Source organism: Crossiella sp. CA-258035 (assembly GCF_030064675.1).
Lineage (GTDB): Bacteria > Actinomycetota > Actinomycetes > Mycobacteriales > Pseudonocardiaceae > Crossiella.
This window is the reverse complement of the sequence record NZ_CP116413.1, coordinates 877,327-903,672: the sequence shown is the minus strand read 5'-3', so window position 1 is coordinate 903,672 and position 26,346 is coordinate 877,327. Positions and strand designations below refer to the sequence as shown.

Genomic DNA, 26,346 nt, shown 5'->3' with positions numbered 1-26,346 from the left:
CTACAGTGACCGCGCAAGGATTGTCCAGTTCGGGGAGACGCCGTGCCGCGCACCAACTCCGCCAGTGGCGACGCTGTGCAGTCAGGGCTCGACTCCGTCAGCGGCGGTGGCGCCAAGGTCCGGGTCGAGCAGGCCGCGATCCCGACCATGCGCAAGGCCTTCCAGCGGGCGCTGGACAAGCTGACGCCGCAGATCGGGCACGCCCGCACGGACCTGCGCATGCGGCCGTGGGCCGGTGACCCGGTCAGCGACGAGGCCGCGGAGAAGTTCAACGAGCGCTCGATGGACGGCGGCGAGGCCGCGCTGAGTGCCCTGGAGGGCTACCAGCAGCAGCTGCAGACCGCGGTCAGGGCGTTGCAGGAGGTCGAGTACGAGTACCGCGGCGCCGAGCGCGGGAATGCCGACTCGGTGCGGGTCAGCGGCTGCTGAGAGGGGACGCGACCATGGCTGACCATCGCTGGCAGGGCTATTCGCACCAGGAGCTGTACGGGCAGCTGCACGCCGGTCCGGGACCGGCGGCCTCGGCCACCTCGATCGGCCGGTGGTCGGACATGTCCGCCGCGCTGGCCGACATCGACGCCGAGATCAAGCAGGCCATCGGCAACTCCCGCGCGGACTGGACCGGCAAGGCCGCCGACGCCGCGGACGCCGCGCTGCACCCGCTGGCCCAGTGGGCGCGGGACGCGCAGGCCGGGGCCGAGCTGATGCGCCTGTCCGCCGAGCTCCAGGCCGAGTACGTGGGCAAGGCCCGCGCGGACATGCCCGCGCCCATGGAGGTCACCGCCGAGAAGCCGAACATGCTGGTCACCGGCGTGGTGCACCTCTTCGGCGGGCAGACCGACTACGAGCTGCAGGAGGCGGCGCAGAGCGCGGCCGAGCAGCGGGCCTTCGAGGTCATGGAGACCTACCAGACCAGCACCGCGGCCAACGTGTCCACGCTGGGCCAGTTCACCAAGCCGCCGGAGCTGCACCTGGACACCGGCCACGGCGCGCACCAGAGCAGCGGCCCGATCGGCACTGCCGCACCGCCGCCCGCCCGCCCGAGCCGGATCCCCCCGGCCCGCAGCGCGCCGACCAGCACCGGCGGCCGCACCGGTTCCGCCCCGGTGCCCGCCCCGCCCCGCTCAGGCGCTCCGACGACCTCCTCCGGCGCTCCCGCCCCCGGCACCCGCCTCAGCGGCGCGACGCCACCGGCCGCGACCGGCTCCCCGGCGACCGCCTCGGGCGTCCCGGCCACCAGCGGCAGCTCGCCGTCCAGCACGACCGCACCGTCCGCGGCTCGTCCCGGCAGCGCGCCCGCCCCCGGCCAGGCCCGCGAGCTGCCGCAGCCGCGCACCGAGGGCACCGGCACCTCCGCCGCGACCACCCGTCCCGGCCCGCAGCACCGCCCGAACTGGGACGCTGCCGAGGCCACCCACCTCGCCGAGGCCCGCCGCGGCAACGCGCCGCAGGGCGTCCTCGGCCTGGACTCGACCCCGGCGCCGGTCCCGCCCGCCGCGGCCGCGCCGATGGGCCGGGGCAGGCGCGAGGAGGACGGTGAGCACCAGAGCTTCCTGGTCGAGGACGAGGACGTCTTCGGCGACGCCCGCCAGTACGCGCCACCGGTGATCGGCGAGTGACCCTGTTCGAGCAGGGGCTGCGCGAGCCGATCGCGCTGACCGCGCTGGAGTTCGACGTGCTCTGGCAGCACCTCGGCCTCGGCCAGCCGCCCCTGGTGATCAAGGTGCCCTCGCCCGGCCGCACGCACACCGAGCGCGCCGGGCTGGAACGGCAGGCCTGGGACGCGCTGGAGGCGCGCGGGCTGGGCCGCCCGGTCGCGGTGGACGAGGAGCTGGCCGCGTTGCTGCGCCTGCTCGCCGACCCGGCCCGCGAGGTGGACGGCAGGCTGTGGCTGGGCCGCAGCGTGCGGGTGCTGGCCGCCGCCCGCGAGGAGGAGGGCGCGCTCGCCGTGCTCGACTCCGGCCAGCTCACCGTCAAGGCCATCTCCGGGCTGAGCCTGCCCCGCGAGGCCGTGGGCGTGCTGCGCCCGCAGCCCGCCGGTCCCGGCCGCTCGGTCACCCTGCCCAGCGCCGAGCTGGACGCCGCCGCGGCCGCCGCGGGCAACTCCGCGGAGCGCCTCGGCCCCGAGCTCATCGAGCGCGGCATCCGGCCGGAGGACGCCAAGGTCATCACCGAGATGATCAAGGACGCGGGCGACCTCGGCCAGTTCGGCGTGGCCGCCAAGGAGCAGTGGGAGCGACGGCGCAGGGCCGACCGCGTGATCGGCTTCTTCGACACCCCGGCGGGCCGCTACCTGCAGACCCGCCGCGGCGTCGACGGCGGCGCGGCCTGGAGCACCATCGCGCCGGTGGACAACCGCCGCCTCACCCAGCACCTGGAGGAGGTCCTCGCGGACCTCCTCGCAGGCTGAGTCGTCAGCTGGGTGCTCAGCTGACCGGTTCGATGACCTCTGGCCTGGCCTCCGGCGCGGCCGAGCGCCGGGCGTCGGCGGCCTGGTCGTCCGGCTGGGTCTGCGAGTCCCGCTCGGCCTCGACCCTGGCGGTGTAGACCTCGACCTCGTGCGCGACCCGCTTGTCGTCCCAGCCGTGCACCCCGGCCATCAGCCTGGCCGCCGCCTCCGCGCTCTCCACGCCGCGGTGCGGGTACTCGATGGAGATCCGGGTGCGCCGGGTGAGCGCGTCCTCCAGGTGCAGCGCGCCCTCGGCCGCGGCCGCGTAGACGATCTCGACCTGCAGGTAGTCCGGCGCGCCTGCCAGCGGGCGGAGCAGCTCGGGGTTGCCGTCGGCGGTGGCCAGCACCTGGTGCACCAGCGAGCCGTAGCGGTCCAGCAGGTGCCGCACCCGGTAGGGGTGCAGGCCGTGCTTGGCGCCCAGCTGGTCGGCCTGGTTGACCAGCGCGTGGTAGCCGTCCGCGCCCAGCAGCGGCACCTTGTCGGTGATCGAGGACATGATCCGGCCGGGCAGATCCGGGCTGGCCGCGTCGATCGCGTCCGCCGCCATCACCCGGTAGGTGGTGTACTTGCCGCCCGCGATGGCCACCAGGCCCGGCGCGACCCGCGCCACCGCGTGCTCCCTGGAGAGCTTCGAGGTGTCCTCGCTCTCGCCGGAGAGCAGCGGCCGCAGGCCCGCGTACACGCCCTCGATGTCCTCGTTGGTCAGCGGCGTGGCCAGCACCTTGTTGACGTGGGTGAGGATGTAGTCGATGTCCTTCTTGGTGGCCGCCGGGTGCGCCAAGTCGAGGTTCCAGTCCGTGTCGGTGGTGCCCACGATCCAGTGGTTGCGCCACGGGATGACGAACAGCACGGACTTCTCGGTGCGCAGGATCATCCCGCTCTCGGAGACGATCCGGTCCCTGGGCACCACGATGTGCACGCCCTTGCTGGCGCGCACCCGGAACCGGCCGCGGGTACCGGCCAGCCGCTGGATCTCGTCGGTCCACACCCCGGTGCAGTTGATCACCGCGTGCGCCTTGACCTCGATCTCCTCGCCGGTCTCCACATCGCGCACGTGCACCCCGGCCACCCGGTCGGCCTCCCGGAGCATGCCGGTGACCTGGGTGGAGGTGCGCACCACCGCGCCGTAGTGGGCCGCGGTGCGGGCCACGGTCATGGTGTGCCTGGCGTCGTCGGCCTGGGCGTCGTAGTAGCGGATGCCGCCGATCAGCGCGCTGCGCTTGAGCGCGGGCACCATCCGCAGCGCGCCCGCCCTGGTCAGGTGCTTCTGCCCGGGAACGGACTTGGCCCCGCCCATGGTGTCGTAGAGGAACAGGCCGGCCGCGGTGTAGGGGCGCTCCCAGATCCGCTTGGTCAGCGGGTAGAGGAAGCTCACCGGCTTCACCAGGTGCGGCGCGATCCGGGTGATCATCAGCTCCCGCTCGCGCAGGGCTTCCCGGACGAGGCCGAATTCCAGCTGTTCGAGGTAACGCAGGCCGCCGTGGAAGAGCTTGCTGGAGCGGCTGGAGGTGCCGGAGGCGAGGTCGCGCGCCTCGACCAGGGCCACCCGCAGACCACGCGTGGCGGCGTCCAGAGCCGCGCCCGCGCCGGTCACGCCGCCACCGATGATCACCACGTCGAAGTGCTCGGATCCCAGTCTGCGCCAGGCTTCCTGCCGCTCAGCCGGTCCCAAACGACCCTGCACGATCTCCGCGCTGCTCTCCTTGGCCTTGGCCACTGAACGTCGCCTCCCTGCTTGGCTCGGACGCGGCCCTTACGCTACCGCTCCACACGTGTCCACGTGCACTGACAGTAATAACGAAACTGTCCCGTTTCGAATTCTACCGTAGACAGTTGATCGGCCCGGGACTACGTTCCCCAGCTCAGACGCAATGGAGCGGACTGAGGGAGGACGCGCATGTCCGGCGGAGCAATCTTCGTCTGGGAGCTGATCGGCACCGCGGTGCTGATTCTGCTGGGCGCAGGCGTGGTGGCCAACACCGTGCTGAAGAACTCACTGGGGAACAACGGTGGCTGGCTGCTGATCACCTTCGGCTGGGGTTTCGCGGTCTTCGCGGGCGCCAGCATCGCCGCCCCCAGCGGCGCGCACCTCAACCCTGCGGTCACCCTCGGCCTGGCCACCGCGGGCAAGCTGGACTGGGCGCTGGTGCCGATCTACTTCCTCGCTCAGCTGCTCGGCGCCTTCCTCGGCGCGGTGCTCTGCTGGCTGGCCTACAAGCTCCAGTTCGACACCCACGACGACCCCGGCGGCACGCTGGGCATCTTCTCCACCGGCCCCACCGTGGACCACAAGGTCTGGAACACCGTCACCGAGGTGATCGGCACCTTCGTGCTGGTGCTGTGGATCCTGCTCAGCCCGGGCGCGAAGGCGGCCACCGACGGCCTGCCGCAGTTCGGCAACGCCGCGCTGGGCTACGCCGCGGTGATGTTCGTGGTGGTCGGCATCGGCGCCTCCCTGGGTGGCCCGACCGGCTACGCGATCAACCCGGCCCGCGACCTCGGCCCGCGCATCGCCTACGCGCTGCTGCCGATCAAGGGCAAGGGCGGCGCCAACTGGGGCTACTCCTGGGTGCCCGTGGTCGGCCCGCTGATCGGCGGCGCGCTGGCTGGCCTGCTCTCCCTCGCACTGGCCTGATCCCGCTGACACGAAAGGCAAAGAGGCAGCAACATGTCCGCTGAAGCGCGTTACGTGGCCGCCATCGACCAGGGCACGACCTCCACCCGGTGCATGGTCTTCGACCACTCCGGCCGGGTGGTCTCGGTCGACCAGACCGAGCACGAGCAGATCTTCCCCAAGGCCGGCTGGGTCGAGCACAACGCCGAGGAGATCTGGCAGAACACCCGCAAGGTGTGCGGCGGGGCCCTGGCCAAGGCCGACATCCAGAACTCCGACATCGCCGCGGTCGGCATCACCAACCAGCGCGAGACCGCGGTGGTCTGGGACAGGAACACCGGCAAGCCGGTCTACAACGCGATCGTCTGGCAGGACACCCGCACCGACGCGATCTGCGACTCGCTGGCCGCGCTGGGCGGCGGCCAGGAGCGCTACCGCTCCCGCACCGGGCTGCCGCTGGCCACCTACTTCTCCGGCCCCAAGGTCCGCTGGATCCTGGACAACGTCGAGGGCGCGCGGGAGAAGGCCGAGGCAGGGGACCTGCTGTTCGGCAACATGGACACCTGGGTGCTGTGGAACATGACCGGCGGCCCGGACGGCGGTCTGCACTACACCGACCCGACCAACGCCTCCCGCACCCTGCTGATGGACCTCGACACCCTGAACTGGGATGAAGAGATCTGCGCGGAGATGAAGATCCCGCTGTCCATGCTGCCGGAGATCCGCTCCTCCTCCGAGGAGTACGGCAAGGTCCGCGAGCGCGGCGTGCTGGCCGGGGTGCCGATCGCGGGCATCCTCGGCGACCAGCAGGCGGCCACCTTCGGCCAGGCCTGCCTGTCCCCCGGCGAGGCCAAGAACACCTACGGCACCGGCAACTTCGTGCTGCTCAACACCGGCAACGAGAAGGTGATGAGCGAGAACGGGCTGCTCACCACGGTCTGCTACAAGATCGGCGAGAACGCCCCGGTCTACGCCCTGGAGGGCTCGATCGCGGTCACCGGCTCGCTGGTGCAGTGGCTGCGGGACAACCTGGGCCTGATCCGCTCCGCGGCGGACATCGAGCCCCTGGCCAAGGGCGTGGAGGACAACGGCGGCGCGTACTTCGTGCCCGCCTTCTCCGGCCTGTTCGCGCCGTACTGGCGGGGCGACGCGCGCGGCGCGATCGTCGGCCTGACCAGGTTCGTGAACAAGGGCCACCTGGCCCGCGCCGCGCTGGAGGCCACCGCCTTCCAGACCCGCGAGGTCATCGACGCCATGAACGCCGACTCCGGGGTGCCGCTGACCTCGCTGAAGGTCGACGGCGGCATGGTGGTCAACGAGCTGCTCATGCAGTTCCAGGCGGACATCCTGGGCGTGCCGGTGATCCGGCCGGTGGTCAACGAGACCACCGCGCTGGGCGCGGCCTACGCGGCCGGTCTCGCGGTCGGCTTCTGGGCGAGCGAGGACGACATCAGGGCCAACTGGGCGCAGGACAAGCAGTGGGACCCGGCGATGGACGAGACCCACCGGGACAAGCAGTACCGCAACTGGAAGAAGGCGGTCACCAAGACCTTCGACTGGGTCGAGGCCGACTGACCAGCACAGCGGCAAGAACGGGGCGTGCCCGCGCGGCGCGCCCCGTTTTCGCTGCTCAGGCCACGAGTGTGGCGTAGACGATGGTGTTGTCGCGGTAGCTGCCGGCGGCCCGGTCGAAGCTGCCGCCGCAGGTGATCAGCCGCAGCTCCGGCTGGTCGGTGTTGCCGTAGACCTCCTCGGTGGGGAAGTCCGTCTTGGGCACCTGCGCCGAGCGCTGGACCACGAACTTCGCGGTGCTGCCGTCGGCCCGTCTGATGAGGACCTCGTCGCCGGGCTTGAGCTCGCGCAGCCGGTAGAAGATGCCCGGCTGCTTCGCCCCGTCGATGTGCCCGAGGAGCACCGCGGGGCCCTTCTCGCCCGGCGTCGGGCCCTTCGAGTACCACCCGGCCTGCATCGGCTGGCTCACCGGCGGCACCTGCACGGTGCCGTCCTTGTTGAGCCCGAGCTTGGTCAGCGTGGACCTCGCCCCGATCTTGGGGATCTCCACCGAGACCGGGTCGGACTTGCGCATGGGCTTGCCCTGCGCACCGGCGACCGGTGTGCCGCCCTGGTCGTGGGCTGCCGCGGCGAACACCTGGCCCCACAGGTCCCGTGCGCCGCCGCTGAGGAGCACCGCCCCAGTGGCGAGCAGCAGTACGGACAGGATCCCGGCGAGGACACGGCCGCCCCTCCGGTCAGCCCTGCGCGGAGGCACGACGCCGCCGCAGCGCCCACACGCCGAAGCCCGCACCGGCGGCCAGCGCGACCGCGCCACCGGCCAGCGCCAGGCCGTTGCCCTCGTCGGAGGTGCCGCCGCCACCGGTCTCCGGCGCACCCTTGGGCGTCTTGGCCGAGGTGGCGGTGGTGGCGCTCGGCTTGGCCTCGCTGGGCTTGGTGGCGCTGGGCTTGGGCCGGGTGGACTCAGTCGGCCGGGACTGGGTCGGGCTCGGCTTGGTGGTCTCCCCCGCACCGGCCGCGACCGCGAACTTGGCGGTCTGCGGCTTGTCCTGGCAGGTGAAGGTGATCTCGTAGGCGCCGGGCTTGGCGTCCTTCTTCACCACGGCCGCCCACTTGGCGGTCTGGGTCTTCTCGTCGTAGCTGACCCGCTTCACCCCGTCGAGCGCCGAGGAGCCCGGCTCGCGGAACCCGGAGTCGACCGCGCATTCAGTGGTGATCTCCACCCGGCTGCCCGGGGCGCTCTCCGACTTGGCCACGGTAATGCTGGGAGCCGCCGCCAGCGCGATCGGCGCGGCGATGAGCACGCCGGTCGCACCCAGTGCGGACCCAGCGGCGAGAATGCGACCAATACCCATTGTTCCTACCTCATTCCCCGACATCTCCAGTGCGGGCCACTGCACCCGCCTTCACACCTGAAGACGCCAGGAGCGCCGTTGGGTTGCCTGAATCCTCCCTGGTCAGAGACCTTTGGCCAGACGGCCATACTTCGCGGAGCGAGGCAACCTCGGCGTTGATCGAACGTCCTACGCGGACTACTCGACCATGGTTGCATACACGATGATGTTGTCCTGATAACTGCGCGCGCCCTTGTCGAAAATGCCCCCGCAAGTGATCAGGCGCAGTTCCGGACGTTCCGTGTCGCCGTATACGCGTTCAGTCGGAAAATCCTTCTTCGCGACCTGCTGCGTCTCGTGCACGACGAACCGGACGGTTTTCCCGTCCTCCCGGTCCACCAGCACCTCATCGCCGACGGCGACCTCGCGCAGCTTGTAGAAGATGCCGGGTTTCCCGGCCCCGTCCACATGACCGAGCACGATCGCCGGCCCCTTCTCCCCCGGCGTGGGCGCGCCGTCGTACCAGCCGGCCTGCATCGGCTGGCTGACCGGCGGGACCTGGATGGTCTGGTCCTTGTTCAGCCCCAGCGCCACCAGGCTGGACTCCGCGCCGATCTTGGGCACCCGCACCTTGGCGGGCGTGGACCTGCCCAGCGCGGCCACCTCAGCCGGTGCGGCGGACGTGGTCTCCGCGCTGCTGCCGGCCGGTGCGGCCGGTGGCGCGGCAGGCGGGGCGGCGCCACAACCGGTCAGCGCGAACACCGCGGCCAGCAGCAGACCGGCCACACCGACCCTGCTCACCCCAGGTCACCCCCGCCGGTCTCCACGCCGCCGACCGGCTTCACCTTGACCTGCCCGCCACCGGTCGCCGGTGGCGGCGGCGGTGGCTGCTGGTGGCCCGGCGAGCCCAGAACGGTGAAGAACACGCTCTTGCTCACCGCGCCGCACCTGATGGTCACCGGGTAGCGGCCGGGCTTGACGTCCGCCTTGACCTTGGCCGAGAAGTTGGAGTCCTGCGGGTTGCCGCCCTGGTACCAGACCGAGTCCAGCGCCGCGGAGACCGGCTCGGTGTTGGGCTTGTTCCGCTTGTCGCAGCGCCGCACCAGCTTCACCGCGTCCCCCGGCCTGCCCGAGCTGGGGTCGAGCTTCAGCCCCACCTCGCCGATGGTCTCCGGCGGCTGCACGGTCACCTGGGTGGTGCGGGTGACCGGGCCGCAGCCGTAGCTGACGGTGTGCTTGGACCCGGCCTTGAGGTCCTTGACCAGGTAGCCGGTGCCGTAGCCCCAGGTCGGCGAGCCGGGGTAGGACTTCAGCGTGACCGGCGCGGTGAACAGCGAGGACTTCACCAGTTGCCAGTCCTGGTCAGGGCACACCACGTTCAGACCGGCGTGCTCCACACCGGAACGGATGACCGGCAGGTGCAGCTCCGGCTCGGTGGCCGCCCCGGCCGGTGCCGCGGTCAGCCCGGTGAGCACCGCGGCGGCCGCGAGCACCCCCAGCGTTCGCGCCCTCATGACATCCCTCCACCGGTCTCCGCGCCGCCCTTGGGCTTGTCCTTGACCTGCCCCTGCCCGGGTGCGGGCGGCGGCGGGGCCGGCTTGCCCTTGGGCCGCACGGTGAAGACCGCGCTGACCTTGACCGTGGTGTGGCAGTTGTACTCCACCGGGTACTTGCCGGGCGCCACATCAGCCACCTTGGCGACGGCCTCGTACCGGGAAGGCCCAATCCGCTTCCAGGTGATCTTGCCGTCCAAGGCGGCCGAGGTGGGGTTGGACATCTTGTTCTCGATGGTGCAGAGCGCCAGCAGCTTGACCGTGGCCCCCGGGCTGCCGCTGGGCGGCGAGAGCACCAACGCGGGCTTCGCGTACCCGTACACCCGCATCGTCCCGCGGAAGCGCTCCTTGTCGCAGGTCAGCACCAACTCGTAGCTGCCGGGCAGCGCGTCCTCGCGCACCTGAGCCTTGCCGGTCATCAGGTGGGCGCTCGGCGGCCGCGGGGACATCTTCGCCGGCGCTGCGAACGCCGGCGAGCTGACCGAAGCGCCCTTCTCCGGGTTCGAGCAGGAGCCCTGGAGTTCCGCCACGCCCCCGGGCTCCACGTAGTTGGTGTTGCTGATCCGCTCCTCGGCCTGCGCGGACGCCGGCGAAACAGCCATCCCCGCGGTCAGCGCCACCGCCGTGGCAACGAGTCCCACCACTCTCACAGCTCGCATGTCGTGCCTCCCCATTCAGCGACTGTCATGGGGAACACGCGCGAGCGCCCGGCTTCGTTGTCCGCGGTGACCAGGTCGAGACCTGAGGTCGAGCGGTTCTCTAGTCCAGGTCGTCGTGGCGCATCAGCTTGCGCCCGGCCTCGGTGATCGAACCGGACAGCGAGGGGTAGACCGAGAAGGTGTAGGCCAGGTGTTCCACGGTCAGCTGGTTCTGCACGGCCAGCGCGATCGGCGTGATCAGCTCGCTGGCCACCGGGGCGACCACCACGCCGCCGATCACCACGCCGGTGGCCGGGCGGCAGAACAGCTTCACGAAACCGCGGCGCAGCCCCTCCATCTTGGCCCGCGCGTTGGTGGCCAGCGGCAGCATGATCGTGCGGGCAGGCACCTCGCCGGAGTCGATGGCCTGCTGGCTGATGCCGACGGTGGCGATCTCCGGGTGGGTGAAGACGTTGGCGGCCACCGTCTTGAGCTTGATCGGCTGCACGCCCTGGCCGAGCGCGTGCCACATCGCGATCCGGCCCTGCATGGCCGCGACCGAGGCGAGCATCAGCAGGCCGGTGCAGTCACCGGCGGCGTAGATGCCGGGCACGGTGGTCCGGGAGACCCGGTCGACCGGCACGAACCCGCCGGGCCCCGGCTCGATGCCGACCCGGTCCAGGCCGATGTCGGCGGTGTTCGGGATCGAGCCGACGGTCATCAGCGCGTGGCTGGCCTCCACGGTCCGCCCGTCGGCCAGGAAGACCTTGACCCCGCCACTGGTCCGCTCGACCTTGTCCGCCCGCGCGTGCTTGAACAGCGCGGTGCCCCGCTCGGTGAACACGTCCTCCAGCACCGCGGCCGCGTCGGCGTCCTCGTGCGGCAGGATGCGGTCCCGGCTGGAGACCACGGTGACCTTGACGCCCATCTCGGTGTAGGCAGAGGCGAACTCGGCCCCGGTGACGCCGGAGCCGATCACCACCAGGTGCTCGGGCAGCTCGGGCAGGTCGTAGATCTGCCGCCAGGTCAGGATGCGCTCGCCGTCGGGCTGCGCGCCGGGCAGGATGCGCGGGTTCGCGCCGGTGGCGATCAGCACCACGTCGGCGGCCAGCTTCTCCACCGAGCCGTCCGCGCCGCGCACCGCCACCCGGTGCTGGGCCAGGCCCGGCGCGTCGTCGCACAGCCTGGCGTGCCCGTTCATGATCCGCACACCCTCGCGCTGCACCCGCGCCCTGATGTCCGCCGACTGCGCCAGCGCCAGCCCCTTGACCCGCCCGTGCACCACCGGCAGCTCGACGCCGATCGGCCCGTCCCCGGTGCTGATGCCCAGCTCGGGCGCGTTGCGGAAGGCGGAGCGGGCGCCTGCCGAGGCGATGAAAGTCTTGGAGGGCACGCAGTCGTACAGCACGCAGGCGCCGCCGAGGCCGTCGCTCTCCACCAGGGTGACGTCGGCTCCGTGCTGGGCGCCGACCAGCGCGGCTTCGTATCCGGCCGGCCCGCCTCCCATGATCACGATGCGGGTCACGGGGTCCTCCTGTGGTGGGTGGTGCGGTCAGGTTTGTCGGCGGGTCCAACCGTACGCGCTACCCGTCCGGGGTCAGTTCGGAGGCTGTGCGCACGGCGCGTCCCGATGCCGCGAACGGGTCGCTAGGCTAGGGCCGTGCCGCTCTATGCCGCTTACGGGTCCAACATGGATCCGGACCAGATGACGGAGCGTGCTCCGCACTCGCCGATGGCCGGTACGGGGTGGCTCGTCGGCTGGCGAATGACCTTCGGAGGCGAGGACCTCGGCTGGGAGGGCGCGCTCTCCACCATCGTCGAAGACCCCGGCAGCCAGGTCTTCGTGGTCCTCTACGACGTCAACTCCTTGGACGAGGACCGCCTCGACCGCTGGGAAGGCGCCGAGCTGGGCCTCTACAAGAAGATCCGCCTCCGCGTGCAGACCCTGGAGGGCTCGGTCCTGGCCTGGCTCTACGTCCTGGACGCCTACGAGGGCGGCCTCCCCTCGGCCCGCTACGTGGGCGTGGTCGCCGACGCCGCCGAAGCCGCGGGCGCCCCAGCCGACTACGTCAACGACCTCCGCACCCGCCCCTGCAACGGCATAGGCCCCAACGCCTAACCCCACCCGAGTGTTGGCCGTTCTCGTACGGTGAGTTGGCCGATCTCGTACCGGGTCTTGGCCGTTGTGGACATCACGTCGGTCGTTCCCTGCTCTCGAAGGCCGCCCGGAGTCGCCCGAACAGCGCCTCCGGCGACCGGAGGTCCCGCGCGCCGGCCCGCACCGTGAGCCAGCCACGTCCGGCCATCCGCTCGTCCCGCTCGGCGTCCTGCTCCGCCCGGTTCTCGTGTGCCTCGAACCCGTCGTACTCCAGCGCGACCCGGTGCCGTGGCCAGGCGAAGTCCAGCCTGCACACCACCCGGCCGTCCAAGTCCAGGATCTCGTGCTGGAGCTCCGGAATCGGGAACCGGCCGTCGAGCACGAGGGTCAGCAGCATCGAACTCTCCGCCGGTGACTCCGGCAACCCGGTGGCCAGGTCGAGCAGCACGAGGGCCCGCCCTACCCCGCGGTGATCGTCCCTGGCCCTCAGCCGGGTGTCCATCTCCTGCCGGAGCTGCTCCTGGAGTTCCGGCGGTAGCGACCGGAACGCCTGGTCCGTGCAGGCGAACCCAGCCCGGTGCGCCCGGCCGCACAGCAGCTCGGCGAGCACGTACTCCGGGGCGAGCACCCGCAGGTCGTCCAGCACGACGACGTCCTCCGGGGTGAACCGGTCGTGGTGCACGACCAGCCCCGGCCTGTTCTTGGCCCAACGCGAGTACGGCACCGTGATGTGCACATCCGAGCTGGCCAGCGGGGTCCACCCGTACACCTCGGCGGCGGTCGGCCCACTCAGCGCGGCCTCCGGGCCGGCCAGCAGCAGGGCGGCCCGCGCCCTGGTCCTGGGGTCGTGAGCGCGGTTGACGGGCACGAACAGGTTCCGCCAGATCCGGGTCAACCAACCGGAGTTCAGCGCGGTGCGCAGGCCGCGTTCACCGAGGGCGGCGACGGCCTGGTCACGGGTGCAGGGGACGGGGAGCGGGGTGGTCGCGGGCATGGCATGACGATCGACGCTGCCCCGGGGCGCGGGCCAGGCGTCGATCGACCAGCTGTGGATAACCGTCCAGTTGTGGACAACTCCGTGCCACAACGGCCAAGACCCCGTACGAGATCGGCCAACTCACCGTACGAGATCGGCCAACACGTGGCTGGGTCAGGCTTGGAGGGCGTCGAGGGCGGCCTGGGTCATGATGCGGATGCCGACCGGCAGGGCGCGCTCGTCCAGATCGAAGGTGGGTTGGTGCAGGTCCTTCTGCGGTCCCTGGCCGGACCAGACGCCCAGGCGGGCGAAGGAGCCAGGCACGTGTTCCAGGTACCAGGCGAAGTCCTCGCCGCCGGAGGACTGCTCGGTGCCGGTGATGGCGTCCTCGCCCAGCGCGGTCTGGGTGGCGGTGCGCAGCAGGCGGGTGCTCTCCCGGTCGTTGACCACCGGCGGGACGCCGCGGCGGTGCAGCAGGTCGAAGCCGATGCCCAGTGGCACCAGCAGCGCGCCGATCAGCTCGCGGACCACCGGTTCCAGCTCGGCCCAGGTGTCCCGGTCGCCGGTGCGCAGGGTGCCGCGGAGCAGGCCGTCCTGCGGGATGGCGTTGGCGGCGTCGCCCGCGTGCACGGCGCCCCAGACCAGCACGGTGCCCGAGCGCGGGTCGACCCGGCGGGTGAGCAGCTCGGGCAGGCGGGTGATCAGCGTGCCGAGGCCGTGCACCAGGTCGGCGGTCAGGTGCGGGCGGGAGGTGTGGCCGCCCGGCGAGGTCAGCCGGACCTCCAGCAGGTCGCTGGCGGAGGTGATCGCGCCGATCCGGGTGCCCAGCTTGCCCACCTGGAGCCGGGGCGCGCAGTGCAGGCCGAAGATCCGCTCCACGCCGTCGAGGCCACCGGCGGCCAGCACGTCCAGCGCGCCGCCCGGCATGACCTCCTCGGCCGGCTGGAAGATCAGCCGGACCCGGCCGGGCAGCGAGTCCGCCGAGGCCAGGGCCAGTGCGGTGCCGAGCAGCACGGTGGTGTGCGCGTCGTGCCCGCAGGCGTGCGAGACGCCGTCCACGGTGGAGGCGAAGGGCAGGCCGGTGTCCTCGGTCAGCGGCAGCGCGTCGATGTCGGCGCGCAGCGCGACGCAGCGGGACCCGCTGCCCACCTCGCAGATCAGGCCGGTGCCGCCGGGCAGCACCCTGGGCCGCAGGCCGGCGGCCGCCAGCTCGCGGAAGAGGAACTTGGTGGTGTTGTGCTCGTTGCGGGACAGCTCGGGGTTGGCGTGGATGTGCCGGCGCCAGGCCACCACCCGGCTGAGGTTCTCGCCGAGCCACTTGTCCAGCCAGGACGGTCCCCGCCCGGCACCAAGATCAGCCACAGTGGACATGGTGCGGCCGGAGCCGGGGCTCAGCACGTCGATGGGTCCGCGGGACTCCGGTCCGAACGGCGGGCCGGGTCGGGAATCCAGGACAGTCACGCCTCAAAACCTCCTGCCGTGGCTGGCACGGCAACGCGGCTGTTCACACGATCAGCGGTGTCCGCGAGCAGCCGGGCTCGCTGGGCATCATCCGAGGCGGCGACCACCGCGGTCCAGGCCAGCGCGACCGCGCCGTCCAGCACCGCCCTGTCCGCGGAGGGCGAGGCGCAGGCGGCCGCGAACTCCGGTTGGTGGTTCACCGAGTTGCCACAGTCGATGGCGATCGTGGGGTGGATGGCGGGCAACGCGTGGGTGATGTTGCCCATGTCAGTGCTGCCGGTCTGGCGGTTCGCCTCTTCGGCCGGGCTCAGCGGCTCCCGGCCGAGCTCCGTCACGGCAGCGCGGTACGCCATGGCCAGCCACGGGTCTGGGGCCAGCTCGGCGTAGTTCGGGGACACCTGGGTGATCTCGTACTCGCAGCCGGTGGCCACCGCGCCTGCCTCGAAGCAGCGGCGGATCCGCTCGTCCAGGTGGGTCAGCGAGTCGAGGTTCTCGGCTCGCAGGTAGAACAGCCCGGCGGTGCGCGCGGGCACGATGTTGGGCGCGGCGCCGCCGTGTGTGACGATGCCGTGCACCATCTGCCCGTGCTCCAGGTGCTGGCGCAGCAGGCCGATGGAGACCTGGGCCACGGTCAGCGCGTCCGCGGCGTTCACCCCGAGGTGCGGCGCGGCCGCGGCGTGCGAGGCGCGGCCGGTGTAGGCCACTTCCAGGTCGGTGATGGCCAGCGAGGAGCAGGCGCAGGTCTCGTGCGGGGCCGGGTGCACCATCATGGCCAGCGAGACGCCGTCGAAGGCGCCGCGCTCCAGCATCAGCACCTTGCCGCCACCGGCCTCCTCGGCGGGGGTGCCGAACAGCTTGACCGTGATGCCGAGCCGGTCGGCCACCTCGCGCAGGGCGAGCGCGGCGCCGACCGAGGAGGCGGCGATCACGTTGTGCCCGCAGGCATGCCCGACCTCGGGCAGCGCGTCGTACTCCGCGCACAGCCCGACCACCAGGTCACCGGAGCCGTAGGTCGCGGTGAGCGCGGTGTCCAGGCCCGAGGTGCCCCGTTCGACCGCGAAACCCTCCGCGGCCAGCAGGGTGGCCACCTTCTCGGCGCTGCGGTGCTCAGCGAAGGCCAGCTCGGGTTCGGCGTGGATGCTCCGGGAGAGCCCGACCAGCGCGTCCGAGTACCGCTCGACCGTGGAGCGGCACTGAACTTTGGTGTCGGTACTCATTTGCATCCAATCCTGCACTACCCGTTCCGGCCAAGATCCAAAGATCGTCTGCGAACCGCTTGACGGTTGGTTCGCTGCGCCGAGCGGAGTCGTGCCCTTCGGTCTGGCTGTACCCCCAACGTGTCCATCGGAACGTGAACCCCCGCGCACGTCAATGTGATCGAAGGGGTTTCTATCCGGAGAACTTTTCTTCCGGCTGGCCAAAATAGCAGGCCAGCACGGGTCACCCCGCGCTCTTGCTCCACTTCTTGCGGAACTTCCGCCCGAAGAAGACGATCGCCAGCAGCAGCACCGCGATGACCGCGATGGTCACCCTGCGCTCGTTCTCCGCCTTCTGCTCCGGGGTGACCGGCGCGGGGGCGGTGGTCTGCGTCGGGGCCGGAGTCGGCTTGCGCGTGCTGGTCTGCTCGGCGAGCACCCGGACCACGGCGGTGGGCTCGATCGCCGCGGCCGCGGTCGGCGTGGCCAGCAGGGTGAGCCCACCCAGCAGGGCAGCTACCACCGCGTTGGCCCGACCTCGCATCATCGCCTCCTCCTCGAGCATGCACCCTCTGTGCATCGTCGAGACAGAGCATGCCCTGTCACCCCCCGGAAGGTCACCCCGCCCGGGGGGCTTGGTGGCGCATCGTGAGATCAGCGCACCCCGAAAAGGTGATCAAGACCCAGCTGATCGAGTCGCTCGTAGCCCATCCCCCTGGTCGCGGCGGCCTCCGGGTCGAAGGACTCGGCGCGCAGGTCGGCCAGGCTCTCCCCCGGCAGCAGGGTCGGCACGGCCAGCGCGGCCACCCTGGACGCTTCCTTGGCCGCGGCCACCTCGGGATCGGCGTGGAAGGCCTTGGCCCGTTCGGCGAAGATCAGGTAGTTGCGCATGCAGGCGGCCGCGGCGGCCCACACGCCGTCCTCGTCCTCGGTGCGGGCCGGCTTGAAGTCGAAGTGCCGGGGACCGTCGTACCCGGCCCGCTCCAGCAGGTCGACCAGGTGGAAGGCGGCCTTGACGTCGCCGTTGCCGAAGCGCAGGTCCTGGTCGTAGCGCGGCCCGGTCTGCCCGTTGAGGTCGATGTGGAACAGCTTGTCCGCCCACAGCGCCTGGGCCACCCCGTGCGGCACGGACAGCCCCGCCATCTGCTCGTGCCCGACCTCCGGGTTCACCCCGACCAGCTCGGGATGGGCCAGCCGCTCGATGAAGGCCAGCGCGTGCCCGATGGTGGGCAGCAGGATGTCCCCGCGCGGCTCGTTGGGCTTGGGCTCCAGCGCGAAGCGGATGTTGTAGCCCTGCTCGCGCACGTAGGCGCAGAGCAGGTCGATCGCCTCGGCGTAGCGGTCCAGCGCGACCCTGGCGTCCTTGGCCACCGGGGTCTCCGCGCCCTCGCGGCCGCCCCACAGCACGTACACGCCCGCGCCCAGCTCGGCGGCCAGGTCGATGTTGCGCAGGGTCTTGCGCAGCGCGAACCGGCGCACGTCGCGGTCGTTGGCGGTGAACGCGCCGTCCTTGAACACCGGGTGGGTGAACAGGTTGGTGGTCAGCATCGGCACGGTGAGGCCGGTGTCGGCCAGCGCCTTGCGGAAGCGGTCCAGCAGCAGGCCCCTGCTGGTGTCGTCGGCGCCGAAGGGGATCAGGTCGTCGTCGTGCAGGGTCACGCCCCAGGCGCCCAGCTCGGCCAGCTTGCCCAGCGCGTGCTCGGGCTCCAGCGCGGGACGCGTGGGCTCGCCGAAGGGGTCGTTGCCCCGCCAGCCCACCGTCCACAGCCCGAAGCTGAAGCGGTGTTCCGGCCGCGGCTGGTAAGGGTCAAGACTCACGACTACCTCCGGCTGTCCACAGTGGACTGAGCGGGGACGAGTTCCCATCGGTTGCCCGGCGCGGGCACTGGGGCCAGCGTCGGGTCGGTCAGCACGTGCTCCATGGCCGCGTACGCGCCGCCACGCACGGCCGCGGTGAAGCCCAGGTCCGAGGGCAGCAGGGAGCAGACGGGCTGCTCCGCGCCGATGGCGACCACCCGGCCGGCCAGCTCGCGCTCGGCGGGGGCGATCAGCCAGTCGGCGAGCACCGCGAAGTAACCGCCGAGCACCACCGCGGCCGGGTTGAGGATGTTGACCAGGATGGACGCGCCGACGCCGAGCGCGGCGCCGATGCGCTCCAGCGCGGCCAGCGTGCGCGCCTCGCCGTCCCTGGCCCGGCCGGCGATGGTGGCCAGCCGCTTCTCCAGGTCCAGCGAGGGATCGCGGACCGGGTCGCCCTCCTCGGCCACCGAGCGCAGCAGCGCGGCCAGGCCGACCTGGGTCTCCCAGCAGCCGGTGCGCCCGCAGCCGCAGGCCGCGCCGCCGGGGTCCATCGGCATGTGGCCGACCTCGCCGGTGAACCCGGTGGCGCCGCGCAGCAGCCGCCCGTCGGCGATCACGCCGCCGCCGACGCCGACCTCACCGGTCAGGTAGAGCAGGTCGGTCGCGCCCGCGGCCACCCCGGCCACGTGCTCGGCGACCGCGGAGAGGTTGGCGTCGTTGTCCACCGCGATCCGGCCGGCCGGCAGGTCCAGCCGGGCGCTGAGCCGCGCCACCACGGCCGCGTCCCGCCAGCGCAGGTTGGGCGCCAGCCGGACCACGCCGCTGTCCACGTCGACCAGGCCGGGCACCGCGGCGGTGACCCCGGCGACCCAGCCGCCCATGGCCTCCACGGTGCGGCGGGCCTCGGCGGCCAGCCCGGCGAGCAGGTCCACCGCCTCCTCGGCGCCGAGCGCGGTGACATCGGTGGGCAGCCTGCGGTGCAGCACCAGCTCGCCGGCCAGGTCGAGCACGGCGACCGCGGCGTAGTCCACGTTGGCTTCCAGGCCGATGCCGCACACGGTGCGCGGGCGCAGCTCGACCAGCTGGCCGGGCCGCCCGATCGCGCCGCCGACCACCGCGCCGAGCCGGACCAGCCTGCGCTGTTCCAGCTCGGCCACCAGGCTGGACATGGTCGCCTTGTTGAGGCCGGTCATCCGGGCCAGCCGGGCGCGGGACTGCGGCCCGTCCGCACGCAGCGCCCGGAGCACCAGGGCCAGGTTCGCCTTGCGCAACCCGGCATGGTCAGCGGGACGGTCCGGACCCTGCACCCTGCACCTCGATTCGTTTGTTGCTCAGCCAAACTAAGACCTCGACGACTTCGGGTCAACCTGACCCCGCCCTGAGTGCCTATCGGCTGAACGGCCGCACGTCATCCCACCGAAGAGTGGATCACCCGTTCAGCGCATCAGTAATCGTGTACCTGACCCCGGGCGGCTGAGTAAGCCGCTCGGACCTCGGCATACGCGTCAAGGTTCGCTGACGGACAAGGCTCCGCGCGCACCGTCCAGGACGGCGGCTCAGCGGACCCGCTCACCGCCCAGGCGGCCTGCCGGGCCGCGCCCAGCGCCACGTACTCGGCCGGCTCCGGCGCCTCCACCGGCGCGGCGAACAGGCCGGGCGCGACCGCGCGCACCGCGGCCGAGCGGGCCGCGCCGCCGACCAGCAGCACCCTGCGCACCTCGACCCCCTGCGCGCGCAGCGCGGACAACCCGTCGGCCAGGCCGCACAGCATGCCCTCGACCGCGGCCCTGGCCAGGTTCTCCGGGGTCATGTTGGCCCGGCGCATCCCGGTGAGCGTGCCGCTGGCCGCTGGCAGGTCGGGCGTGCGCTCGCCGTCCAGGTAGGGCAGCAGCACCAGCCCGCCCGCGCCGGGCGCGGCGGCCAGCGCGAGCCGGTCCAGCTCGGCCAGCTCGACGCCGAGCAGCTGGGCGGTGGCGGTGAGCACCCTGGCCGCGTTGAGCGTGCAGACCAGCGGCAGGTAGCGCCCGGTGGCGTCGCAGAACCCGGCCACCGCGCCGGTGGGGTCGGCGGTCGGGTGCTCGGCGACGGCGAACACGGTGCCCGAGGTGCCCAGCGAGACGATCACGTCGCCCGGCCCCGTGCCCAGGCCGAGCGCGGCCGCCATGTTGTCCCCGGTGCCCGCCCCGAGCAGCCAGCCCGCCGGCGTCCGGCCCGCGGACCCGGCCGGACCGAGCACCGTGGGCAGCTCGGGGACCCGGCCGAAGGCGGCGGTGAGCAGGTCGGGCAGCCAGTCGCCGGTGGCCGGGTCGAAGTAGCCGGTGCCGGAGGCGTCGCCGCGGTCGGTCGCGGGCGCATGGCCGGGTTCGGCCAGCTGGTGGGTGAGCCAGTCGTGCGGCAGCAGCACCCCGGCCACCCGGTCCGCGTTGGCCGGTTCGTGCCTGGCCAGCCAGGCCAGCTTGGTCACGGTGAAGCTGGCGCCGGGCACCGAGCCGGTCCGGCGGGCCCACTCCCCCGGCCCGCCCAGCTCGCGGACCAGCTCGGCCGCCTCGCCCGCCGAGCGCAGGTCGTTCCACAGCAGCGCGGGCCGCACGGGGGCGCCCTCGGCGTCCACGGTGACCAGGCCGTGCTGCTGGCCGCCGACCGACAGCGCGGTGACCGGTCCCGGCAGCCCGGCGGTGGCCTCGGCCAGCGCGTCCCGGCAGGCGGCCAGCCACACCGCGGGGTCCACCTCGGTGGCGTCCGGGTGCGCGGCCCTGCCTTCCGCGACCACGCGGCCGGTTTCCGCCTCGACGACGAGGGCCTTGGTGGACTGGGTCGAGGAGTCGATGCCGACAGTGAATGCCATAGCGCGGGATCATGCGCTGCCGCCGGAGCGCGCGCCAGCGTCCAACCGTGCGGCCGGATGTGCAGAATGGACCTCGTGCCACCCGCTGACACCCCCTCCGACCAGCCCGGGCCGAGCGCGGACCCGGTCGCGGACGAACAGCCCGCCGCCCGCCGGATCGCCGAGCGCTACCGGCTGGACGGACTGCTCGGCCGGGGTGCGATGGGCACGGTGTGGTCGGCCTACGACGAGATGCTGGGCCGCCGGGTGGCGGTGAAGGAGGTCCGGCTGCCGCCGGGCATCCCGGTGGCCGAGGCGGACGCGCTGCGCGAGCGCACCCTGCGCGAGGCGCGGGCCATCGCGGTGCTCTCCCACCCCAACGTGATCACCCTCTACGACGTGGTCCGCCAGGACGGCGAGCCGTTCGTGGTGATGGAGCTGCTGTCCTCGCTCAGCCTGGCCGAGCTGGTCCGCGACCAGGGCCCGCTGTCCACCGCGCAGGCCGCGGCCATCGGCGACGCGGTGGCCGCCGCGCTGGAGGCCGCGCACCGGGCCGGGGTGACGCACCGGGACGTCAAGCCGGGCAACGTGCTGGTCGGCGTGGACGGGCAGATCAAGCTCACCGACTTCGGCATCGCGCGCAGCGTCAGCGACCACACGCTGACCAGCACCGGGATCATGCTCGGCACGCCGGCGTTCATCTCGCCCGAGGTGGCCTCCGGCGACCCGGCCACCCCCTCGGCCGACCTGTGGGGGCTGGGCGCGACGCTGTTCGCCGGGCTGGAGGCCCGTCCGCCCTACGACGCCGACGGCGACCCGCTGGACACGGTCACCGAGGTGGTGCACGGCGAGGTCCCGCAGGTCGACGCCGAGCACCCGCTGCACCCGGTGATCGCCGGGCTGATGACCAAGGAACCCGGCGCCCGGATGTCGCTGGCCGAGGTGCGCAGGCTGCTGCACCCGCTGCTGCCCGAGCCGGGCGAGCGGCTCTTCGACGTGCGGCCCAAGGAGATCACGCCGGAGTCCGGGGAGCTGCTGGCGCAGCCGCGCACCCCGAACCCCGCCTCCGGGGTGCTGCCCGCGCTGCTGGCCAGCGACCCCGGCCCGCTGCCGTTCCTGACCGCGACGCCGGAGCCCAAGCGCCGGGGCCCGGTGGCGCGGGCGCTGCTGGCCGCGCTGGCCCTGGTGCTGTTCACCGCGGCCACCGGCGGCGGGTTCGCGCTGGCCAGGGTGATCGGCGGCCAGCCGGTGGTGCCGGCCACGGAGCCCACCACCGGGACGCGGCAGCAGCTGCTCTCCCCGGTGCGCGAGCTACAGCCGAGGACCGAGCGGGCCAGCCTGGCGGTCAACGGCACCGACGGCGGGTTCACCGTGAACGTGCCGCAGGACTGGACCACGTTCAAGGAGTTCCGGGCCAGCTCGCCGGACTCCATGGCGGTGCACTTCGTCTCCGCCGACGGCCGCCAGGAGCTGGTGGTCGAGCGGTTCCCGAACTACTACCCGCAGTCCCGGCTGGAGAACTACCTCAACAACCTGCGCACCAGCGCGGTCAGCTCGCAGGGCACCTTCGAGACCAAGCGCGACCAGGTCGGCGCGAAGAGCGAGGGCGCGCCGGAGGCCTCCCGCGAGCTGCTCTACCGGATCGCCGACCCCGGCCCGTTCGTCACCACGCCGAAGCCCAGCGGCGGCGGCGAGGGCGACCTGGTCCGCCGCTCCAGCTACGTGCTGCTGCTGCCGACCAAGGACCGGGACCTGTGGGTGGTGCAGGTCACAGTGCCGACGGAGTCCGAGGACACCGGGCAGAAGGAGCTGTTCGGGCCGATGGCTGCCAGCTTCGTGCCCGCTGGCTAGGGTCCTGGGTGTGACCGAGACAAGCACTTCACTGAACGTCAGCCCGTCGGTGGATCCCGACGCCGCTGCCGCGGCCGCCGCCGCGGAGCTCGCCGCCCGCACCGGGGTGGCCACGCACGACCTCGCCCTGGTGCTGGGCTCCGGCTGGCGGCCCGCCGCCGACGTGCTCGGCGAGCTGGTCGCCGAGGTGCCGATCGGCGAGCTGCCCGGCTTCGTGGCGCCCAACGTGGTCGGCCACGGCGGCACCGCGCGCTCGATCCGGGTGGGCGGGAAGAACGTGCTGGTGCTGCTCGGCCGCACCCACTACTACGAGGGCAAGGGCATCCCGCAGACCGTGCACGGCGTGCGGGTGGCCACCGCGGCCGGGTGCACCACGGTGGTGCTGACCAACGCCGCCGGTGGCCTGCGGCAGGGCATGCAGGTCGGGCAGCCGGTGCTGATCAGCGACCACCTGAACCTGACCGCGGCCTCGCCGCTGGTGGGCGCCAGGTTCGTGGACCTGACCGACCTGTACTCGCCGCGGCTGCGCGGGCTGGCCAAGGAGATCGACCCCTCGCTGGAGGAGGGCGTCTACGCCGGGCTGCCGGGCCCGCACTTCGAGACCCCGGCCGAGATCCGGATGCTGCGCACGATGGGCGCGGACCTGGTCGGCATGTCCACCGTGCTGGAGGCCATCGCGGCCAGGGCCGCGGGCGCCGAGGTGTTCGGGCTGTCCCTGGTGACCAACCTGGCCGCGGGCATCACCGGCGAGCCGCTCAACCACGAGGAGGTCCTGGAGGCGGGCAAGGCCGCCGCGACCTCGATGGGCGAGCTGCTGCGGAAGCTGGTGGAGCGCGCATGACCAAGCTGGGCACGGAGCTGCGGGACGCCGCGTTCCGCTGGATCGCCGACGACGTCGACCCCGATGCCCGGCTGGAGCTGCAGAAGGTGCTCGCCTCGGCGCTGGCCGGGGACGAGGCCGCGGTGGCCGAGCTGGCCGACCGGATGGCCGGGCCGCTGCAGTTCGGCACCGCCGGGCTGCGCGGTCCGCTGCGCGCCGGGCCGAACGGGATGAACCGCTCGGTGGTGGTGCGCACCACCGCGGGCCTGGCCGAGTACCTGCGCGCGCAGGGTCGCGCCGGCGGGCTGGTGGTGGTCGGGCGGGACGCGCGGCACGGCTCGGAGAACTTCTGCGCGGACGTGGCCGAGGTGCTCACCGGCGCCGGGTTCGACGTGCGGGTGCTGCCCAGGCCGCTGCCCACGCCGGTGCTGGCCTTCGCGGTGCGCGCGATCGGCGCGGTGGCCGGGGTGCAGGTGACCGCCTCGCACAACCCGTCGGCCGACAACGGCTACAAGGTCTACCTGGACTCGGGCACGCAGATCGTGCCGCCCGCCGACCGGGAGATCGAGGCCGCCATCACCAAGGTGCCCGCCGCGGTGTCGGTGCCCAGGGTCGCGGCCTGGCAACCGGTGGGCGAGGACCTGATCGAGACCTACGCCGACCGCGCGGCCGGCCTGCCCAAGGGTCAGGCGCGGGAGCTGCGGGTGGCGGTCACCGCGCTGCACGGGGTCGGCTCGGAGACGCTGCTGGAAGTGTTGCGGCGGGCCGGTTTCACCGACCTGCACCTGGTCGAGTCGCAGGCCAGCCCGGACCCGGACTTCCCGACGGTCACCTTCCCCAACCCGGAGGAGCCTGGCGCCACCGACGAGCTGCTCGCGCTGGCGTCCACTGTGGACGCTGACCTGGCGGTCGCGCTGGACCCGGACGCGGACCGCTGCGCGCTGGGCGTGCGCGGCCCGGACGGCTGGCGGATGCTGCGCGGGGACGAGACCGGCGTGCTGCTCGGCGCACATGTTCTGTCCACATTGGACAAAGAGGCGCACCCGGATCCGTTGGTGGCCACCACGATCGTGTCCTCTGAGCTGCTGCGCTCGGTGGCCAAGGCGCACGGCGCGCGCTACGACGAGACGCTCACCGGCTTCAAGTGGCTGGTGCGCGCCGGCGATGGCAACGGCACCGGCCTGGTCTACGCCTACGAGGAGGCGCTGGGCCACTGCGTGGACCCGGACTACGTGCGGGACAAGGACGGCATCAGCGCCGCGGTGCTCGCCTGCGACCTGGCCGCCACGCTCAAGGCGGCCGGCCGCGGCCTGCTGGACGCGCTGGACGACCTGGCGGTCGCGCACGGCCTGCACCTGACCGACCAGGTCTCGCTGCGGGTGGCCGACCTGGCCCTGATCGGCGCCACCATGCGCCGCTTCCGGGACACGCCGATCACCGAGCTGGGCGGCACCCCGGTCACCCAGGCCGACCTGCTGCCCAAGGCGGACGTGCTGGTGCTGCGCGCCGAGGGCGTGCGGGTGCTCATCCGCCCCTCCGGCACCGAGCCCAAGGTGAAGGCCTACCTGGAGGTGGTCACGCCGGTGGCCGACCACGCCGCGCTGCCCCAGGCCCGCACCGAGGGCAAGGCCCGCCTGGCCAAGCTCCGCGAGGCCATCACGACCCTGCTGACCGCTCCATAGCGGCCAACACACCGTCCAACTTCGGCCAACACACCGGCTGCGTTTCCAAGCCCTGGCGTGTTGGCCGAAGTTGTACCGGGTGTTGGCCGTTCTGGTCAGCCGTTGAGCAGGGGCATCATCTGGTCGCCGTAGCGGTTGCCCGCGACCTGGTCGGCCGGGACGGCGGCCTCGACCGCGGCGATCTCCTCGGGGGTGAGGGTGATCGTGGCTGCGGCGATGTTCTCCGTCAGGTACTTCAGGCGCTTGGTGCCGGGGATCGGCACCACGTCCTCGCCGCGGGAGTGCACCCAGGCCAGGGCGAGCTGGCCGGTGGTGATGCCGCGCTCGGCCGCGATGGCCTCCAGGGCGCGGACCATGCCGAGGTTGCGGGCCAGGTTCTCCTCACTGAACCGCGGCTGACCGGCCACCCGGAAGTCGTTGCTGTCGAAGTCCTTGGTGCTGGCGAAGCGGCCGGTCAGGAAGCCGCGGCCGAGCGGGGAGTAGGGCACCAGCCCGATGCCCAGCTCACGGGCGGTCGGCAGGATCTCCGCCTCCAGGTCGCGGGTCCACAGCGACCACTCGGTCTGCAGCGCGGTGATCGGGTGCACGGCGTGCGCGCGGCGCAGGGTGGCCGCGCCGGCCTCGGACAGGCCGAGGTAGCGGACCTTGCCCTGGGCGATGAGCTCGGCCATCGCGCCGACGGTCTCCTCGATCGGTGTGTCCGGGTCGACCCGGTGCTGGTAGTACAGGTCGATGTGGTCCACGCCGAGCCTGCGCAGCGAGTCCTCCACCGCCTGGCGCACGTAGGCCGCGTCGCCGCGCACCCCGCGCTCGTGCGGGTCGGCGGTGCGCACGATGCCGAACTTGGTGGCCAGCACGACCTGGTCGCGGCGGTCCCTGATGGCCCGGCCGACCAGTTCCTCGTTGCGGTGCGGGCCGTAGATGTCGGCGGTGTCCAGCAGCGTGACACCGAGGTCGAGCGCGCGGTGGATGACCTCGATCGAGGCGGCGTCGTCGGTCTCGCCGTAGAACTCGCTCATCCCCATGCAGCCCAGGCCCTGGGCCCCGACTTCCAGAGCGCCGATCTTGCGGGTGGGCAGGGTGGTCATGCGGTCGCCTCCTCGTGGATCAGCTCGGCGGCGGTCATCTGCCGCTCGATCTGGTCGTAGTGCTCGATCTTGTAGTCCAGGACGTCCAGGCATGCCTGCAGCTCGGCGATGCGCTCGCGCACCGAGGTGCGCTGCTCCAGCAGGATCGCCTTGCGCCTGCCGTAGCTGGCCGCGCCGCGGTGCCGGAGCTGGGCATATTCCCGCATCATCCGGATGGGCATGCCGGTCAACCTGAGCTTGGTGAGGAACCCCAGCCAGCCCAGGTCGTCCTCGGAGTAGGACCGTCGCCCGCCGGAGTCCCGGGCAGGCGGGTCGAGCAGGCCGATGCGCTCGTAGTACCGCAGGGTGTCGACCGAGAGTCCGCTGCGCTCGGCCGCCTGGGCGATGGAGTAGCTCACGTCTTCGACCGTAGGAGCTGGAGTGCACTCCAGGTCAACCCGAAAGCCC

At 72.5% G+C, this 26,346-nt stretch carries 25 protein-coding genes; 9 read left to right on the top strand and 16 right to left on the bottom strand.

Features of this window, described 5'->3' with window-relative positions; translation table 11 throughout:
- Positions 1 to 42 precede the first annotated feature (42 nt).
- Genes N8J89_RS04380 through N8J89_RS04370 form a run of 3 tightly spaced genes read left to right on the top strand, consistent with a single transcriptional unit; the run spans position 43 to position 2,410 of the window.
- Positions 43 to 429, top strand: a complete 387-nt coding sequence (locus N8J89_RS04380) for a transcriptional regulator (RefSeq protein ID WP_252485169.1) — start codon at positions 43 to 45, stop codon at positions 427 to 429.
- Between the two features lie 14 nt (positions 430 to 443).
- A complete protein-coding gene (locus N8J89_RS04375; protein WP_283663067.1) occupies positions 444 to 1,619 on the top strand; it encodes a PPE domain-containing protein in 1,176 nt (391 codons plus the stop codon).
- Positions 1,616 to 2,410 carry an ESX secretion-associated protein EspG gene (locus N8J89_RS04370; RefSeq protein ID WP_283663066.1) on the top strand — a complete coding sequence of 265 codons (795 nt, stop codon included), beginning with the start codon at positions 1,616 to 1,618 and terminating at the stop codon, positions 2,408 to 2,410. Before N8J89_RS04375 ends, N8J89_RS04370 begins: the two co-directional genes overlap by 4 nt.
- A 16-nt stretch (positions 2,411 to 2,426) precedes the next feature.
- Here the strand turns inward: N8J89_RS04370 and glpD are convergent, their stop codons facing one another.
- Positions 2,427 to 4,169 carry a glycerol-3-phosphate dehydrogenase gene (glpD, locus tag N8J89_RS04365; protein WP_374213263.1) on the bottom strand — a complete coding sequence of 581 codons (1,743 nt, stop codon included), beginning with the start codon at positions 4,167 to 4,169 and terminating at the stop codon, positions 2,427 to 2,429.
- 180 nt (positions 4,170 to 4,349) lie between these two features.
- Here glpD and N8J89_RS04360 point away from each other — a divergent pair, with 180 nt between their 5' ends.
- Entirely contained in the window at positions 4,350 to 5,087 is a 738-nt protein-coding gene (locus N8J89_RS04360) for an MIP/aquaporin family protein (RefSeq protein WP_283663065.1), read from the top strand.
- 33 nt (positions 5,088 to 5,120) lie between these two features.
- Complete coding sequence (gene glpK, locus N8J89_RS04355) at positions 5,121 to 6,641, top strand: glycerol kinase GlpK (protein ID WP_283663064.1); 1,521 nt, start codon at positions 5,121 to 5,123, stop codon at positions 6,639 to 6,641.
- A gap of 55 nt (positions 6,642 to 6,696) precedes the next feature.
- Here the strand turns inward: glpK and N8J89_RS04350 are convergent, their stop codons facing one another.
- The 6 genes from N8J89_RS04350 to N8J89_RS04325 form a co-directional block, all read right to left on the bottom strand.
- Positions 6,697 to 7,254: a class F sortase gene (locus N8J89_RS04350; protein WP_283663063.1), complete on the bottom strand. Its 558-nt coding sequence runs from the start codon at positions 7,252 to 7,254 to the stop codon at positions 6,697 to 6,699.
- A gap of 61 nt (positions 7,255 to 7,315) precedes the next feature.
- Positions 7,316 to 7,933: a GVDTG sorting domain-containing protein gene (locus N8J89_RS04345; protein WP_283663062.1), complete on the bottom strand. Its 618-nt coding sequence runs from the start codon at positions 7,931 to 7,933 to the stop codon at positions 7,316 to 7,318.
- A 177-nt stretch (positions 7,934 to 8,110) separates the two neighbouring features.
- Positions 8,111 to 8,713: a class F sortase gene (locus N8J89_RS04340; RefSeq protein ID WP_283663061.1), complete on the bottom strand. Its 603-nt coding sequence runs from the start codon at positions 8,711 to 8,713 to the stop codon at positions 8,111 to 8,113.
- Positions 8,710 to 9,426 carry a hypothetical protein gene (locus tag N8J89_RS04335; RefSeq protein WP_283663060.1) on the bottom strand — a complete coding sequence of 239 codons (717 nt, stop codon included), beginning with the start codon at positions 9,424 to 9,426 and terminating at the stop codon, positions 8,710 to 8,712. Before N8J89_RS04335 ends, N8J89_RS04340 begins: the two co-directional genes overlap by 4 nt.
- Complete coding sequence (locus tag N8J89_RS04330) at positions 9,423 to 10,124, bottom strand: hypothetical protein (protein ID WP_283663059.1); 702 nt, start codon at positions 10,122 to 10,124, stop codon at positions 9,423 to 9,425. Before N8J89_RS04330 ends, N8J89_RS04335 begins: the two co-directional genes overlap by 4 nt.
- A gap of 100 nt (positions 10,125 to 10,224) precedes the next feature.
- Positions 10,225 to 11,628 (bottom strand): NAD(P)H-quinone dehydrogenase, encoded by a 1,404-nt coding sequence (locus tag N8J89_RS04325; RefSeq protein ID WP_283663058.1) that lies wholly within the window; start codon positions 11,626 to 11,628, stop codon positions 10,225 to 10,227.
- Positions 11,629 to 11,763: 135 nt separating this feature from the next.
- Here N8J89_RS04325 and N8J89_RS04320 point away from each other — a divergent pair, with 135 nt between their 5' ends.
- The gene (locus N8J89_RS04320) at positions 11,764 to 12,222 is read left to right on the top strand and encodes a gamma-glutamylcyclotransferase family protein (RefSeq protein ID WP_283663057.1); all 459 of its coding nucleotides are present in this window, start codon (positions 11,764 to 11,766) and stop codon (positions 12,220 to 12,222) included.
- A gap of 73 nt (positions 12,223 to 12,295) precedes the next feature.
- Here the strand turns inward: N8J89_RS04320 and N8J89_RS04315 are convergent, their stop codons facing one another.
- The 7 genes from N8J89_RS04315 to xylB all read right to left on the bottom strand — a co-directional run bounded on the left by N8J89_RS04315 (position 12,296) and on the right by xylB (position 20,479).
- Positions 12,296 to 13,195 carry a hypothetical protein gene (locus N8J89_RS04315; RefSeq protein WP_283663056.1) on the bottom strand — a complete coding sequence of 300 codons (900 nt, stop codon included), beginning with the start codon at positions 13,193 to 13,195 and terminating at the stop codon, positions 12,296 to 12,298.
- A 156-nt stretch (positions 13,196 to 13,351) separates the two neighbouring features.
- On the bottom strand, positions 13,352 to 14,581 hold the full coding sequence (locus N8J89_RS04310) for a M20 family metallopeptidase (RefSeq protein WP_283666094.1): 1,230 nt from the start codon (positions 14,579 to 14,581) through the stop codon (positions 13,352 to 13,354).
- 53 nt (positions 14,582 to 14,634) lie between these two features.
- A complete protein-coding gene (locus N8J89_RS04305) occupies positions 14,635 to 15,855 on the bottom strand; it encodes a M20 family metallopeptidase (protein WP_283663055.1) in 1,221 nt (406 codons plus the stop codon).
- 223 nt (positions 15,856 to 16,078) lie between these two features.
- Positions 16,079 to 16,381, bottom strand: coding sequence for a hypothetical protein (locus tag N8J89_RS04300; protein ID WP_283663054.1), 303 nt, complete (start codon positions 16,379 to 16,381; stop codon positions 16,079 to 16,081).
- Positions 16,382 to 16,488: 107 nt separating this feature from the next.
- Positions 16,489 to 17,652: a xylose isomerase gene (xylA, locus tag N8J89_RS04295; protein ID WP_283663053.1), complete on the bottom strand. Its 1,164-nt coding sequence runs from the start codon at positions 17,650 to 17,652 to the stop codon at positions 16,489 to 16,491.
- A 2-nt stretch (positions 17,653 to 17,654) separates the two neighbouring features.
- Positions 17,655 to 18,905: an ROK family transcriptional regulator gene (locus N8J89_RS04290; RefSeq protein WP_283663052.1), complete on the bottom strand. Its 1,251-nt coding sequence runs from the start codon at positions 18,903 to 18,905 to the stop codon at positions 17,655 to 17,657.
- 173 nt (positions 18,906 to 19,078) lie between these two features.
- Entirely contained in the window at positions 19,079 to 20,479 is a 1,401-nt protein-coding gene (xylB, locus tag N8J89_RS04285; RefSeq protein ID WP_283663051.1) for a xylulokinase, read from the bottom strand.
- 75 nt (positions 20,480 to 20,554) lie between these two features.
- Between xylB and N8J89_RS04280 the strand changes: the two genes are divergently transcribed.
- From N8J89_RS04280 to N8J89_RS04270, 3 genes are read left to right on the top strand one after another with little or no spacing between them, the layout of a single operon-like run.
- Positions 20,555 to 22,309 (top strand): serine/threonine-protein kinase, encoded by a 1,755-nt coding sequence (locus N8J89_RS04280; protein WP_283663050.1) that lies wholly within the window; start codon positions 20,555 to 20,557, stop codon positions 22,307 to 22,309.
- A 49-nt stretch (positions 22,310 to 22,358) separates the two neighbouring features.
- Complete coding sequence (locus tag N8J89_RS04275; RefSeq protein WP_283666093.1) at positions 22,359 to 23,150, top strand: purine-nucleoside phosphorylase; 792 nt, start codon at positions 22,359 to 22,361, stop codon at positions 23,148 to 23,150.
- Positions 23,147 to 24,811, top strand: coding sequence for a phospho-sugar mutase (locus N8J89_RS04270; protein WP_283663049.1), 1,665 nt, complete (start codon positions 23,147 to 23,149; stop codon positions 24,809 to 24,811). Before N8J89_RS04275 ends, N8J89_RS04270 begins: the two co-directional genes overlap by 4 nt.
- Positions 24,812 to 24,906: 95 nt before the next feature.
- Here N8J89_RS04270 and N8J89_RS04265 read toward each other — a convergent pair whose 3' ends face one another.
- Together N8J89_RS04265 and N8J89_RS04260 are read right to left on the bottom strand one after the other, a co-directional pair.
- Positions 24,907 to 25,899, bottom strand: a complete 993-nt coding sequence (locus N8J89_RS04265) for an aldo/keto reductase (RefSeq protein ID WP_283663048.1) — start codon at positions 25,897 to 25,899, stop codon at positions 24,907 to 24,909.
- On the bottom strand, positions 25,896 to 26,297 hold the full coding sequence (locus tag N8J89_RS04260) for a MerR family transcriptional regulator (RefSeq protein WP_283663047.1): 402 nt from the start codon (positions 26,295 to 26,297) through the stop codon (positions 25,896 to 25,898). Before N8J89_RS04260 ends, N8J89_RS04265 begins: the two co-directional genes overlap by 4 nt.
- Positions 26,298 to 26,346 lie beyond the last annotated feature (49 nt).